Origin of the sequence: Stenotrophomonas sp. SAU14A_NAIMI4_8 (genome assembly GCF_003086695.1) — a bacterium.
Lineage (GTDB): Bacteria > Pseudomonadota > Gammaproteobacteria > Xanthomonadales > Xanthomonadaceae > Stenotrophomonas.
In genome coordinates this window covers 3,424,344-3,437,740 of record NZ_CP025999.1, presented here as the reverse complement: position 1 = coordinate 3,437,740, position 13,397 = coordinate 3,424,344, and the positions used below count along the sequence as shown (strand labels likewise).

At 67.5% G+C, this 13,397-nt stretch carries 12 protein-coding genes; 6 read left to right on the top strand and 6 right to left on the bottom strand.

Annotation, left to right across the window (positions count from 1 at the left end; translation table 11 throughout):
* Nucleotides 1-210 precede the first annotated feature (210 nt).
* From sucC to C1930_RS15640, 3 genes are all read left to right on the top strand, one after another.
* On the top strand, nucleotides 211-1,380 hold the full coding sequence (gene sucC, locus C1930_RS15650; RefSeq protein ID WP_108750894.1) for an ADP-forming succinate--CoA ligase subunit beta: 1,170 nt from the start codon (nucleotides 211-213) through the stop codon (nucleotides 1,378-1,380).
* Between the two features lie 21 nt (nucleotides 1,381-1,401).
* The gene (sucD, locus tag C1930_RS15645) at nucleotides 1,402-2,277 is read left to right on the top strand and encodes a succinate--CoA ligase subunit alpha (protein ID WP_005410793.1); all 876 of its coding nucleotides are present in this window, start codon (nucleotides 1,402-1,404) and stop codon (nucleotides 2,275-2,277) included.
* Nucleotides 2,278-2,487: 210 nt separating this feature from the next.
* Nucleotides 2,488-4,122 carry an NAD+ synthase gene (locus C1930_RS15640; RefSeq protein ID WP_108772140.1) on the top strand — a complete coding sequence of 545 codons (1,635 nt, stop codon included), beginning with the start codon at nucleotides 2,488-2,490 and terminating at the stop codon, nucleotides 4,120-4,122.
* 178 nt (nucleotides 4,123-4,300) lie between these two features.
* Here the strand turns inward: C1930_RS15640 and C1930_RS15635 are convergent, their stop codons facing one another.
* Both C1930_RS15635 and C1930_RS15630 read right to left on the bottom strand, forming a co-directional pair.
* A complete protein-coding gene (locus C1930_RS15635) occupies nucleotides 4,301-5,494 on the bottom strand; it encodes a lipase family protein (protein WP_108772139.1) in 1,194 nt (397 codons plus the stop codon).
* A 214-nt stretch (nucleotides 5,495-5,708) separates the two neighbouring features.
* Nucleotides 5,709-6,596, bottom strand: coding sequence for an outer membrane protein assembly factor BamD (locus C1930_RS15630; protein WP_108750891.1), 888 nt, complete (start codon nucleotides 6,594-6,596; stop codon nucleotides 5,709-5,711).
* Nucleotides 6,597-6,708: 112 nt separating this feature from the next.
* On the opposite strand from C1930_RS15630, the gene rluD reads away from it, so the two are divergent.
* The 3 genes from rluD (at nucleotide 6,709) to C1930_RS15615 (ending at nucleotide 8,974) form a co-directional block, all read left to right on the top strand.
* Complete coding sequence (gene rluD / locus C1930_RS15625) at nucleotides 6,709-7,698, top strand: 23S rRNA pseudouridine(1911/1915/1917) synthase RluD (RefSeq protein WP_108753958.1); 990 nt, start codon at nucleotides 6,709-6,711, stop codon at nucleotides 7,696-7,698.
* Nucleotides 7,698-8,465: a peptidoglycan editing factor PgeF gene (gene pgeF / locus C1930_RS15620; protein ID WP_108772138.1), complete on the top strand. Its 768-nt coding sequence runs from the start codon at nucleotides 7,698-7,700 to the stop codon at nucleotides 8,463-8,465. The genes rluD and pgeF overlap by 1 nt, the downstream gene beginning before the upstream one ends.
* A gap of 110 nt (nucleotides 8,466-8,575) precedes the next feature.
* Nucleotides 8,576-8,974 (top strand): thiol-disulfide oxidoreductase DCC family protein, encoded by a 399-nt coding sequence (locus tag C1930_RS15615; RefSeq protein WP_234412793.1) that lies wholly within the window; start codon nucleotides 8,576-8,578, stop codon nucleotides 8,972-8,974.
* A 141-nt stretch (nucleotides 8,975-9,115) separates the two neighbouring features.
* Here the strand turns inward: C1930_RS15615 and otsA are convergent, their stop codons facing one another.
* The 4 genes from otsA to C1930_RS20575 all read right to left on the bottom strand — a co-directional run.
* Nucleotides 9,116-10,480, bottom strand: a complete 1,365-nt coding sequence (otsA, locus tag C1930_RS15610) for an alpha,alpha-trehalose-phosphate synthase (UDP-forming) (RefSeq protein WP_108772136.1) — start codon at nucleotides 10,478-10,480, stop codon at nucleotides 9,116-9,118.
* A complete protein-coding gene (locus tag C1930_RS15605; protein WP_108772135.1) occupies nucleotides 10,477-12,258 on the bottom strand; it encodes a glycoside hydrolase family 15 protein in 1,782 nt (593 codons plus the stop codon). The genes otsA and C1930_RS15605 overlap by 4 nt, the downstream gene beginning before the upstream one ends.
* 39 nt (nucleotides 12,259-12,297) lie before the next feature.
* The gene (otsB, locus tag C1930_RS15600; protein WP_108756998.1) at nucleotides 12,298-13,056 is read right to left on the bottom strand and encodes a trehalose-phosphatase; all 759 of its coding nucleotides are present in this window, start codon (nucleotides 13,054-13,056) and stop codon (nucleotides 12,298-12,300) included.
* 209 nt (nucleotides 13,057-13,265) lie between these two features.
* A partial coding sequence (locus C1930_RS20575) for an integrase core domain-containing protein (RefSeq protein ID WP_234412792.1) occupies nucleotides 13,266-13,397 on the bottom strand: 132 nt, incomplete at its 5' end.

Below are 13,397 nucleotides of genomic sequence, written 5' to 3'. Positions count from 1 at the left end.
GGGCCCGGGTGGGCGCCTGGCCGCGCCGGCTCGGCGTCCGCAACTGCCTGAATGACGGCGGAAATCTGCCCGGGTCTGGCCATTTGTCCATACTTCTTTGCGCCCCGGCGCCGGCTCGGCCACAATAGTGGGCCCGCCGCGGTCCATGCCGGCGCCCCGCCGGGGCCCCTGAGGAATTGCGTGCGGTCGTTCCTATTCCCACGGTGACGCATGAATTTCCACGAATACCAGTCAAAACAACTGCTTGCCGAATACGGCATTCCGGTCCCGGCCGGCAAGGTCGCTGCGACCCCGGACGAGGCGGTTGCCGCTGCCAACGCTCTGGGCCAGGGCCCCTGGATGGTCAAGGCGCAGATCCACGCTGGCGGCCGCGGTAAGGCTGGCGGCGTCAAGTTCTGCAAGACCACCGACGATGTGAAGGCCGCTGCGGCCAAGATGCTCGGCACCAAGATGGCCACCTACCAGACCGCTGGCGTTGAACTGCCGGTCAACCTGGTGCTGGTGACCACCGCCGGCGAGATCGTCAAGGAACTGTACCTGTCGGTGCTGGTTGACCGTGGCACCAAGACCATCACCTACATCGCTTCTTCGGAAGGCGGCGTGGAGATCGAGCAGGTTGCCGCTGAAACCCCGGAGCTGATCCACTCGCTGAACGTCGACTTCGTCGAAGGCGTGCAGGGTTACCACGGCCGCGATTTCGGCTTCAAGCTGGGCCTGACCGCCAAGCAGGCCGGCCAGTTCGCCAGCATCATGGTGAACCTGTACCGCCTGTTCAACGAAAAGGACCTGGCCCTGGTTGAAATCAACCCGCTGGCCATCCTGGACGACGGCAACCTGTACGCGCTGGACGGCAAGTTCGACAGCGACGACAACGCCGCGTTCCGCCAGAAGGCCCTGGTCGCCATGCGCGACAAGACCCAGGAAGATCCGACCGAAGTGATCGCTTCGGAACTGGACATCAACTACGTCACCATGGACGGCAACATCGGCTGCATGGTGAACGGCGCCGGCCTGGCCATGGCCACCATGGACGTCATCAAGCTCAACGGCGGCGAGCCGGCGAACTTCCTGGACGTGGGCGGCGGTGCCAACAAGCAGCGCGTCATTGAAGCCTTCAAGCTGATCCTGTCCTCGGACAAGGTCGAAGGCATCTTCGTCAACATCTTCGGCGGCATCGTCCGCTGCGACATGATTGCCGAAGGCATCATCGCCGCCGTGAAGGAAGTGGGCGTCAAGGTTCCGGTCGTGGTGCGCCTGGAAGGCACCAACGTGGAAGAAGGCAAGCAGCTGCTGCGTGACAGCGGCATGGCCATCATCCCGGCTGACAACATCAACGATGGCGCCAAGAAGATCGTTGAAGCTGTCAAGAACGCCGCCTGATACCGACACCAAGGAATTACCATGTCTGTTTTGATCAACAAGAACACCAAGGTGATCGTGCAGGGCTTCACCGGCCAGCAGGGCACCTTCCACGCCACTCAGATGATCGAGTACGGCACCCAGGTCGTTGGCGGCGTGACCCCGGGCAAGGGTGGCACCACCCATATCGACCTGCCGGTCTTCAACACCGTTGCTGACGCCGTGCAGAGCACCGGCGCCAACGCGTCGGTCATCTACGTGCCGCCGCCGTACGCGGCTGACGCGATCCTGGAAGCCGCTGCTGCCGGCATCAAGGTCATCGTCTGCATCACCGAAGGCATTCCGGTGCTGGACATGCTGCGCGTGAAGAACGTGCTGACCCGTTCGCATCCGGACACCGTGCTGATCGGGCCGAACTGCCCGGGCGTCATCACCCCGGGCGAGTGCAAGATCGGCATCATGCCGGGCCACATCCACCAGCCGGGCAAGATCGGCATCGTGTCGCGTTCGGGCACCCTGACCTATGAAGCGGTCAAGCAGACCACCGAAGTCGGCCTGGGCCAGTCCACCTGCATCGGCATCGGTGGTGACCCGATCAACGGCCTGAACTTCGTCGACTGCCTGAAGCTGTTCAACGAAGATCCGCAGACCGAAGGCATCATCATGGTTGGCGAAATCGGCGGTGACGCTGAAGAAGCCGGCGCCGAGTACATCAAGAACCACGTGAAGAAGCCGGTTGTCGGTTTCATCGCCGGTGCGTCGGCTCCGGCCGGCAAGCGCATGGGCCACGCCGGTGCGATCGCCTCGGGCGGCAAGGGCACGGCCGAAGGCAAGTTCGCCGCCATGGAAGCTGCCGGTGTCGTCACCGTCCGCTCGCCGGGCGACCTGGGCGCCGCCATCGCCAAGCTGGTCAAATAAGATTGTTGCCGGCCCCGGCCGGCGCGATCGGTAGAGTCGACTGTCAGTCGACTGCTTGAAACAGAAAAGCCGCCTCCGGGCGGCTTTTCTGCATCTGGCGGTGTGCCGGTCGGCCCCATCCACGCATGGCGTGGATCTACTGGGGATGGCCCGGCGCGGGCATGGCCCGGCGTTACAATGGGCGCATTAGCAACCACAGGCTGGACCCCCATGGCTTCGATCCGTATCGCGATGGCGCAGTTCGATTTCCCGGTCGGCGATGTTGCCGGCAATACCGAACGCATCATCGAGATGATCGGCCAGGCGCGCGATGAGTACGGCGCCGAGCTGGTGATGTTCCCCGAGCTGGCCGTCAGCGGCTACCCGCCGGAAGACCTGCTGCTGCGCCCGGGCTTCCTGTACGAATGCGAGCAGGCCATGGCCCGCATCGCCGCCGCCTGCCGTGGCATCACCGCCGTGGTGGGCTGGCCGCAGGCCGCCGGCGCGGTGGTCTACAACGCCGCCAGCGTGCTGCGCGATGGCCTGGTGGAACAGACCTACCGCAAGCGCGAGCTGCCCAACTACGCCGTGTTCGACGAGCGTCGCTACTTCGATGTCGATCCCGATGGCGGCAGCTGCGTGTTCGAAGTGAACGGCATTCCGGTGGGCCTGCTGATCTGCGAAGACCTGTGGTTCGCCGAGCCGATGGCCGACACCGTGCAGGCCGGCGCGCAGCTGGTGGTGGTGCCCAACGCGTCGCCCTACGAGCGCGGCAAGCATGCCCAGCGCGACGCCGTGCTGGCCGCGCGCACCCGCGAGAGCGGGGCGGCCATTGCCTACCTGAACGTGGTGGGCGGCCAGGACGCCCTGGTGTTCGACGGTGCGTCGGTGGTGGCCGATGGCGATGGCACGGTACACCCGGCCGCGGCGGCCTTCATGGACCAGTGGCTGGTGGTGGACTACGACGGCGCCAGCCGCCGCTTCCTGCCGCATGTGTGGATGGACGATGGCGACGAGAGCATGGATGCGCTGGCCTGGCGCGCGGTGACCCGCGGTATCCAGGATTACTGCCGCAAGAACGGTTTCAAGAAGGTGTGGCTGGGCCTGTCCGGCGGCATCGATTCGGCGCTGGTGCTGGCCCTGGCCGTGGATGCGCTGGGCGCGGAGAACGTGACCGCCGTACGCCTGCCCTCGCGCTACACCGCTGGCATGTCCAATGACCTGGCGGCCGAGCAGTGCCAGGCGCTGGGCGTGAAGCTGGAGGCGGTATCGATCGAGCCGGCCTTCAAGGGCCTGATGGAATCGCTGGCGCCGATGTTCGAAGGCACCACGCCGGATGTAACCGAAGAGAACCTGCAGTCGCGCAGCCGCGGCGTGATCCTGATGGCGCTGGCCAACAAGTTCGGCGGCCTGCTGCTGACCACTGGCAACAAGAGCGAATACGCGGTGGGTTACGCCACGATCTATGGCGACATGTGCGGTGGCTATGCGCCGCTGAAGGACCTGTACAAGACCGAGGTGTTCGGGCTGTCGAAGTGGCGCAACACCGTGGGCGGCGCGCCGGTCATTCCGCCGGCGGTGATCAGCCGCCCGCCGTCGGCCGAGCTGCGCGAGAACCAGCTGGACCAGGATTCGCTGCCGGCCTACGACGTGCTGGACGGCATCCTGTACCGCTACGTGGACCAGGAGCAGTCGCGCGCGGAGATCGTGGCGGCCGGCTACGACGCGGCCGTGGTGGACCGGGTGCTGCGCCTGGTGCGCATCAGCGAGTGGAAGCGCCACCAGGCCGCGCCGGGCCCGAAGGTGTCGCGCCGGGCATTCGGCCGCGAGCGCCGGTACCCGATCAGCAACGGGTTCAAGGGGTAAGGGCGGCCCGCGCCTCCCGGGTAGGTGCGGACCTTGGTCCGCACGATGTTCGACGAGGATCCCTGGTAGGTGCGGACCTTGGTCCGCACGATGTTCGACGAGGCTCCCTGGTAGGTGCGGACCTTGGTCCGCACGGTGTTCGACGATCATCCACGCATGGCGTGGACCCACCAACCCATCATCGTGCGGCGTCGAGCTGTTGTTCCAGCCCCGCCAATTCGGCTGCGGGGTCGAAGCGGGCATCCTCCAGCCGTGCGCGCACGAACGCCAGCCCATCGGCTGCGGCCGCATCCAGCGTGCCGCGGTGGTCGACCGGGTACTGCCGGAAGGCCACCGGCTCGCCACGCAGGGCCAGACCGGCGGCGTACAGCAGCGTGGTCAGGTAGGGCACATCCTGGTCGCCGGTGCCGTGGGCCAGCATCAACGGCTGGGTGAAACCACGCCGTGGCACGCCCAGATAGTCATGCAGCAGCGGCCAGATGCCCGGCACCGTGGTCAATGGCGCGCTGAACATCTCACCGGTGCTGGCGCCGTCCAGCTGCGCGGCCAGATCGGTCAGGCAGTGCTGGCGGGCCAGCGCGACGCGGGCCCTTCCCTGCGGGCTCAGCACGCGGTCGATGTGCGGCGCCACCTGCAGCAGGCCATCGAGCAGATAGGCGTGATAGGCGTTCAGTGCCCCGGGGTTGGCGGTGCGGTTGTCAGGCCGCATCACCAGCGCGGTGATCTCCACGGCCGTGGGCGTGCCAGCGGTGAAGCTGCCCTTGAACTGCAGGGCGGGGCCGGCGTAGTCGGCCGCCAGGTGGCCGGCGCTCAGCGCGGCCGACGCCCCCTGCGAATAGCCCACCGAGACCCAGCGGGGCGACAGACGCCCGCCGTCCAGGAACTGGTGGCTGGCCTTGACCATGTCGATGCTGTTGCGCGCGGCGGTGCGCACGTGCAGGTAGGTGTGCTGGCCCGGAGTGCCCAAGCCCTGGTAATCGGCAGCGACCACGGCATAGCCCTGGCCGAGGAAGTGGTCCAGGAAGCGCCCGTCGCGCTCGGGATGGGTGGGGCCGGACACCGACGGCGCGCAGTGGTTGGCAATGCCCTGGGTGCCATGCGCCCAGGAAACCACCGGCCAGCCGCCCGCCGACGCGGTGCCGGCAGGCAGGTAGAGCAGCCCGGTGCCCCGGGCCAGGCGGCCGCTGTGGTCGGGGGTGAGATAGCGCAACAGGTAGGCCTGGGCCGCCTTCGAGGGCACCCACTCGGCGCGGTAGGGGGCGGCGGAGAGCAGATCGCCGGGCTCGGCCGCCTGGGCAGCCACGGGCAGGCCCAGCAGGGTGGCAGCGACGGCGGCCAGCAGCGGGCGGGTGCGGGAAACGATTGAGGTCATGCGGACTCCAGGCAGGCGGGGATGGCCGTGCACGGGAGTGTGGAAGGCGGTGCGGGTTGGGTCTGGGAACAGGATCGCAATGGCTGCGGATTCGTAGAATTCCTAATCCCGCCATCCACGCATGGCGTGGATCTACAGTAGATCCACGCCATGCGTGGATGGGGTATTCCCAACGCCCAAAAGGAAAGGGCCCCTTGCGGGGCCCTTCGCTTTCTTACTTCTTTTCCAGCCGTGCGTTGCGCTGGCCGGTGCTGGCGGACTTCTCGCCGGCGAACGGGTTCAGCTTGCGGATCATCCACGGGTACTTGGGCCACTTGCCTTCCAGCCACGGGTGGGTGGGCTGGTTCAGGGTCAGCACGCGGCGGGCATCGTCGGCCAGCGTCTTGTTGCCCAGGTGGGTGTAGGCTTCGCCCAGCACCGCCACGGCGTCGTACTGGTACGCGCTCTGCGGGTAGGTTTCCAGCAGGAAGTTGGCGCGGCCGGCGGCGGAAACATAGGCTTCGCGGCGCAGGTAGTACAGGGCGTTGTCCAGCTCGTGCTGGGCGAACACGTCACGCAGCACGATCATGCGCTGGCGCGCATCGGCGGCGTAGCGGCTGTTCGGGTAACGGTCCACCACGATGTTGAAGTCGGCATAGGCCTGGTGCGGGGTCGACAGATCGCGGCGGCTGGGATCCAGCGACCATACGCGGCGCAGGAAAACCGTATTGCGATTGGAGTTGGCCAGGCCGCGCAGGTAGTACAGGTAGGCGATGTTGCGGTGGGTCGGGTAGGTGCGGATGAAGCGGTCGATGCTGGACACCGCGTCATCGTGCTTGCCGGCCTTGTACTGGGCGTAGGCGGTCTCGATCATCGCCTGTTCGGTGTACGGGCCGTACGGGTACTGGGCCACCAGACGGCGGAAGCTGGCTTCGGCGCCGCTCCAGTTGCCGCCCTTCATGAGCGCGTGGCTCTTGTCGTACAGCTGTTCGACAGGCGTGCCTTCATCGGGGCGATCCCCCTTCTTGGCACCGCGGTGGCAACCGGTGGCGGCGATGACCAGCACCAGCAGCAGGGCGGTGAGGCGGACGGGCGCGGAGAGCATGGCGGAGCGTCGGATCATGGGGTCAAGGCGGGACGCGTCTGGAATACGAAGGGTCGATGATAGCCTAGTGTCCTGTCCTGCGACTGAAACCGGCCGCCCGGACCCCAAAATTTCAAAGATCCCCCTTGCCATGTCTGAACAAACTTCCGAATCGGCCCGCCAGGCCATCGTTCCCGATACCGCCGCCGGCCGGCGTTTCGACGCCGTTGTGGCCGAGCTGTTCCCCGAATATTCCCGCTCGCGCCTGACCGAGTGGATCAAATCCGGCGATGTGCTGCTGGACGGCGCCCAGGCCCGCCCGCGCGACCCGCTGCGCGGCGGCGAGGTGGTGAGCCTGACCGTCGTGCTGGACACCCAGACCGACGCCCAGCCCGAAGACATCCCGCTGGACGTGCTGTTCGAGGATGAGCACCTGCTGGTGATCAACAAGCCGGTGGGCCTGGTGGTGCACCCCGGCGCCGGCAACCACAGCGGCACCCTGGTGAACGCCCTGCTGTACCGCGACCCGTCGGTGGCCGTGCTGCCGCGCGCCGGCATCGTGCACCGCCTGGACAAGGACACCAGCGGCGTGATGGTGGTGGCCCGTACCCTAGAAGCGCAGACCGCGCTGGTGGAACAGCTGGCCGCGCGCGATGTGCACCGCCAGTACCTGGCCGTGGTGATGGGCGCGCTGGTGGCCGGCGGTACCGCCGATGCCCCGATCGACCGCCACCCGCGCGACCGCCTGAAGATGGGCGTGCGCGAAGATGGCAAGGAAGCGGTGACCCATTACCGCCTGCGCGAGCGCTTCCGCGCCCACACCGCGCTGGAGTGCCGCCTGGAAACCGGCCGCACCCACCAGATCCGCGTGCACATGGCGCACCTGCGCCACCCGATCGTGGGTGACCCGCTGTACGGCGGCGCGCTGAAGCTGCCCAAGGGCGCCAGCGACGAACTGGTGGCCGCACTGCGCGGCTTCAAGCGCCAGGCGCTGCACGCTGAAACCCTGGAGTTCGTGCACCCGATCACCGGCCAGCCGGTGCGCAACAGTGCGCCGGTGCCGGCCGACATGCTGCACCTGATGAAGGTGCTGCGCGAAGACAGCGAAGCCTTCGCTGCGCGCGAGCGGGACCGCTGGTAATGGCCGCCGCACTGCCGCTGCTGCAGGCTGACTGGCCGGCACCGCCGGGAGTGCGGGCGCTGACCACCCGTCGCCACGGCGCAGGTATTTCGCCGGCGCCGTTCGACCAGTTCAACCTGGGCAACCGGCATGCTGCCGATGGCGATACCCCGGCCAACGTGGAGCACAACCGCCAGCTGCTGCAGCAGGGCCTGGCGCTGCCGTCGGCGCCGCACTGGCTGCGCCAGGTACACAGCAGCACGGTGCTGCGCTTCAACGCGCCGCCGCAGGCAGGCGCCAGCGAGCCGGTGGCCGATGCGTCGGTCACCTCTGAACGGGGCGTGGTGCTGGCCATCCTGACCGCCGATTGCCTGCCGGTGGTGTTTGCCGCCGCCGATGGCAGCGAAGTGGGCGCCGCCCATGCCGGGTGGCGCGGGCTGGCCGACGGCATGCTGGAACACACGGTGGCGGCGATGAGCACCGCCCCGGCGCAGCTGCGCGCCTGGCTGGGCCCGGCGGCCGGGCCGCAGGACTACGAAATCGGCGAAGAGGTGTACCACGCCTTCGTCGGCCACGACCCGGTGGCCGCGGCCGCATTCGTGGCCACCCGCCAGGGGCACTGGAAGGTGGACCTGTTCGCGTTGGCGCGGCAGCGCCTGCAGAGCGCGGGCTTGGATCCGGCCAACATCCATGGTGGCACGGTGTCCACCATGGCCGACCCGGATCTGTATTCGCACCGCCGCGATCGCCGTACCGGGCGCATGGCCACCCTGGTGTGGATGGCATGAGCCGGGGTGAGCCCGTTACGGGGTCAGAGCCCTTCCCTGGCGGGAAGGGATCCGACCCCTTGGTCGCGGCGGGGTCAGATCCCTTTTCGGCAGAAAAGGGCTCTGACCCCATCCCGCCAGCCGTGATCGTCTTCGACGGCGTCTGCGCGCTGTGCAGCCGCTGGGTGCGCTTCCTGCTGCGCTTCGACCGCCACGGCCGCTACCGCTTCGCCGCCATGCAGGGCGCGCACGGCAGTGGCCTGTTGCGCGCGCACGGGCTGGACCCGAACGACCCGCTGTCCTTCCTGCTGGTGGACGCACAGGGCGCCTGGACCGACACCAACGCGATCCTGCGGGTGTTGGCCGGCCTGGGCGGGCCGTGGCGGCTGGCCGGCGCGCTGCGCGTGCTGCCGCAGGCGTGGCGCGACCGCGCGTACCGCGTGTTGGCGCGCAACCGCTACCGCTGGTTCGGGCGCCACGAGGCCTGCTTCCTGCCCAGCGCGGAACAGGCCGCGCGCTTCCTGGATTGACCGCCCATTCCCGTAGAGTCGAGCTTGCTCGACTGCTCTGTATGTAGAGTCGAGCCATGCTCGACTGGCCTGTCTGTAGAGTCGAGCTTGCTCGACTGGTTGTGCAGCAGTCGAGCAAGCTCGACTCTACCAACGGTGCGGTCACCCCTCCAGCGCTTCCAGATAGCTGCGCCGCCAGTGGTTGATATCGTAGGTGCGCAGGTGCTCCATCATGGCGTGCCAGCGTTCCTTGCGGCGGCGCAGCGACATGGTGGCGGCGGTGGCGATGGCGTCGGCCATGCCATCCAGGTCGTAGGGGTTCACCAGCAGTGCCTGCTTCATTTCGTCGGCGGCGCCGGCCAGCAGTGACAGCACCAGCACGCCAGGATCTTCCGGGTCCTGCGAGGCCACATATTCCTTGGCTACCAGGTTCATGCCATCGCGCAGCGGCGTGACCAGGCCGACCGCAGCGGCGCGGTAGAAGCCGGTCAGGGTGGCATGGGTGAAGTTCTGGTTGACGTAGCGCAGCGGGGTCCAGTCCGGCGCGGCGTGGCCACCGTTGATGTGGCCGGCAATCTGTTCCAGCGTGCTGCGCAGCTGGCGGTACTCGCTCACATCGCCGCGCGATACCGGCGCGATCTGCAGGTAGGTCAGCGAGCCGCGCTGGTCGGGGTGGCGTTCCAGGTAGCGTTCGAAACCGCGGAAGCGCTCGGGCAGGCCCTTGGAATAATCCAGGCGGTCTACGCCGATGGCCAGCTGGCGGTCGCGCAGGCTGCTGCGCAGGTCCTTCACTGCGGCCTTGCTGGCAGCGGTGCCGGCCTGCCGGGCAATCAACGCGGTATCGATGCCGATGGGGAAGGCGGCCGCACGGAAGCGTCGGCCGCCGGGCGCTTCAAGCTGGCCATCGCCCAGCACCTTGCCGCCGCCGAACAGGCGCAGGTAGGTCTGGAAACGGTCGGTATCGCGCTGGGTCTGGAAGCCGACCAGATCGTAGGCGTACAGCGCCGAGAACAGGCGCAGGTGGTCGGGCATGGCCTGCAGCAGATCCGCCGATGGCATCGGAATGTGCAGGAAGAAGCCGATGCGGCAGCCAATGCCACGTTCGCGCAGCAGCGCGCCCAGCGGAATCAGATGGTAGTCGTGGATCCAGACGATATCGTCTTCGCGCAGCAGCGGTGCCAGTTTGTCGGCAAACAGGGCGTTGACCTTCTGGTAGGTCTCGCGCGTGCCGCGGTCGTAGTCCACCAGGTCAAGGCGGAAGTGCAGCAGCGGCCACAGCGTGCGGTTGGCGAAGCCGTTGTAGTAGCCATCCACCTCGCGCTTGCTCAGGTCCAGGGTGACGAATTCGATATCGCCGTCTTTCTGCCGGTGCAGGGTGCCGCTGCCTTCGCGCACGCTCTTGCCGCTCCAGCCGAACCACAGGCCACCGCGCTCCTTCAGTGCGGCCAGCAGGCCCACCGCCAGGCCGCCGGCGCGGTTTTCGCCAGGCAGGGCCACGCGGTTGGAAACCACAACCAGACGACTCACGAGGCCTCCTGCCAGGACCGCGACAGGCGCATGGCGGCGGTGATCAGCCCCACGTGCGAGTACGTCTGCGGGAAGTTGCCCCAGGCTTCGCCGCCATCGAAGGCCAGGTCTTCGGACAGCAGGCCCAGGTGGTTGCGCTGCTTCAGCAGCAGCTCGAACATCTCGCGTGCTTCGTCCATGCGGCCGATTGCAGCCAGCGCATCGATGTACCAGAAGGTGCAGATGGTGAAGCTGGTTTCCGGTTCGCCGAAGTCATCCGGCGCCACGTAGCGGTACAACGAATTGCCGTGCTTCAAGTCGCGGCCGATGGCTTCCACGGTGGCGATGAAGCGCGCGTCCATTGCATCGATGAAGCCGATATCGGCCAGCAGCAGCAACGAGGCGTCCAGGCGGTGGCCACCGAAAGTGTCGGTGAAGTGGCCGTGTTCATCACTCCAGGCCTCGGCCATGATGCGCGCGTGGATGGTGTCGGCGCGCTCGCGCCAGTACTGCGCGCGGTCGTCGCGCTTCAGGCGCACGGCGATCTTGCACAGGCGGTCGCAGGCGGCCCAGCACATGGCGCTGGTATAGGTGTGTACTTCGGTGCGGCCGCGGAATTCCCACAGGCCCGCATCGGGCACGTCGTGCAGGGCGAAGGCCTGTTCGCCCAGCGGTTCCAGCCGAGCGAAGGTGTGGGCATCGCCCGGGTCCTGCAGGCGGCGGTCGAAGAACAGCTGTGTGGAGGCCAGCACCACGCTGCCGTAGACATCGTGCTGGCGCTGCACCCAGGCCAGGTTGCCGCGGCGCACCGGGCCCATGCCACGGTAACCGGACAGTGTGGGCACTTCATCTTCGTCCAGCTTGGCCTCGAAACCGATGCCGTACAGCGGCTGCAGCGTGCCGTCGGTGGTGGCCAGGTTGAAGATGTAGCCCAGGAACTGTTCCATGGTGCGGGTGGCGCCCAGGCGGTTCAACGCGCGCACCACGAAGGCCGCATCGCGCAGCCAGCAGTAGCGGTAATCCCAGTTGCGCACGCTGCCGGGCGCTTCGGGAATGGAGGTGGTCATGGCCGCGATGATCGCGCCGCTGTCTTCGTACTGGCACAGCTTCAGGGTGATCGCACTGCGGATCACCGCGTCCTGCCATTCCAGCGGAATGGACAGGTAGCGCACCCATTCGCGCCAGTAGTCGCGCGTGCGCTGGAAGGCTTCCTGCACGTAGCCGCTGATGGAGCGGTTCAGCGATTCGTCCACGCCCAGCACCAGATGGATGGGGTGGTTGAGCACGAACGGCAGGCCATCGCGCACGAAGCGCACCGGCACGTCGGTGGTCAGGCGCAGCACGTGATCGGGCAGGATCCAGCGCACGTGGTTGCTGCCCCAGGTCGATTCGGGCACGCGCGCGCCCCAGTCGGCCAGCGGCCGTGCGCGCACCACGATGCGAGGGCTGCCGGCCAGCGGGCGCACCTGGCGGATCAGGCTGACCGGTCGGTAGAAGCGGTCGTTCTGGCGCCAGCGCGGGGCGAAATCGAGGATTTCCAGCGCGCCACCATGGTGGTCGTGCAGCACGGTGCGCAGGATGGCCGTGTTGGTCAGGTAGCTCTGCTCGCTGCTGGCGAAATCCTCCAGTTCGATGGCGAAATCGCCACCTTCCTGTTGGTTGGGCGACAGCAGTGCACAGAACGTGGGGTCGCCATCGAAGGTGGGCAGGCAGCTCCACACCACGCGGGCCTGCTTGTCGACCAGGGCGCCGAAGCTGCCGTTGCCGACCACGCCCAGATCAAGATCGGGTTGGGTCATCACGCAGAAATATCCGGTTATGGCCGTGGGGGCCGGGGGTCAATAGGCATTCTCACGCAGCCAGGCGTGCACGCTGCGTATGTCGGGCAGGGCGAACACCGCGGCACTGGGCTCGCGTTCGCCAATCAGCACGCTCCAGCCGTGTTGGCCGTTGGCGGCTTCGAAGCCGTATTCGTCGGTCAGGTCATCGCCCAGGAACACCGGCAGGCGGCCGCGGAAGGGCAGGTACTGCATCATGCGGCGCAGGGCGCGGCCCTTGTCGGTGCCCACCGGTACGAACTCGACCACATGGTCGCCGGGTTGCAGGCGGTAGCTGGCCCGGCCGCGCACATGGCGTTCGGCGAACGCACGCACGTCGTCACCGGCATGCGGTGCGCCACGCCAGTGCAGGGCCAGGCCCACGCCTTTTTCCTCCACCAGCACGCCGGGGTAGCCGTGGGCGAAGCGCATGGCCTGCTGGTGCAGGGCATGCAGCCATTCGCCGGTGTCGTCGTCGTGGTCATCGCGCAGCACGCGGCCATCGGCGCCGCGCATCTCATGGCCATGCAGGCCGGCGGCGGGCAGTTGCAGCGGTGCGAACAGCTGGTCCAGTTGTTCCAGCGGTCTCCCGCTGACAAGGGCCACGGCGCCCTCCAGGCGGTCGCTGATGCGGCCGATGGCCTCACGCACGTCGGGTAGCAGGTGCACGGCATCGGGCCGTGCGGCGAATTCGATAAGCGTGCCATCCACGTCGAGGAACAACGCGCAGGCGTCGTCCAGCAACGGCGGTGGCGGACGCAGGGGGAGCGGTTCAGCCATGCCCCGCAGGGTGCCAGCGGCGGCGTGTAGGCCAGGTCGAGGGCAGGCTACGGCCCTGCCATGGTGGGTGCCGACGGTTGTAGCGGGGGACGGGGGCGGGGGACGATGGGGGCCGATGGGGGCCGATGGGGGCCGATGGGGGTAGAGTCGACTGTCAGTCGACTATCGCGCGTAGCGCGGGATTTTCGCGGGGTGCCAAGAGCAGTCGACTAACTGTGTAAACCCACTACGTTATTCAGCGGCACTCTGGAGATAGGTGGCTGGCCGCCGATCCCCATATGGGGACGGTGCCAGTTGTAGTGGTGCAGCCATTGGGTCAGCACGGAATTGCGTTGGTCCGA

What these genes read in the sequence shown, in the direction of transcription:
- C1930_RS15605 (WP_108772135.1), bottom strand. Translation starts at nt 12,258, where the DNA reads ATGACCCAACCCGATCTTGATCTGGGCGTGGTCGGCAACGGCAGCTTC.
- rluD (WP_108753958.1), top strand. Translation starts at nt 6,709, where the DNA reads ATGTCTGAACAAACTTCCGAATCGGCCCGCCAGGCCATCGTTCCCGAT.
- sucD (WP_005410793.1), top strand. Translation starts at nt 1,402, where the DNA reads ATGTCTGTTTTGATCAACAAGAACACCAAGGTGATCGTGCAGGGCTTC.
- C1930_RS15640 (WP_108772140.1), top strand. Translation starts at nt 2,488, where the DNA reads ATGGCTTCGATCCGTATCGCGATGGCGCAGTTCGATTTCCCGGTCGGC.
- C1930_RS15630 (WP_108750891.1), bottom strand. Translation starts at nt 6,596, where the DNA reads ATGATCCGACGCTCCGCCATGCTCTCCGCGCCCGTCCGCCTCACCGCC.
- otsB (WP_108756998.1), bottom strand. Translation starts at nt 13,056, where the DNA reads ATGGCTGAACCGCTCCCCCTGCGTCCGCCACCGCCGTTGCTGGACGAC.
- C1930_RS15635 (WP_108772139.1), bottom strand. Translation starts at nt 5,494, where the DNA reads ATGACCTCAATCGTTTCCCGCACCCGCCCGCTGCTGGCCGCCGTCGCT.
- sucC (WP_108750894.1), top strand. Translation starts at nt 211, where the DNA reads ATGAATTTCCACGAATACCAGTCAAAACAACTGCTTGCCGAATACGGC.
- pgeF (WP_108772138.1), top strand. Translation starts at nt 7,698, where the DNA reads ATGGCCGCCGCACTGCCGCTGCTGCAGGCTGACTGGCCGGCACCGCCG.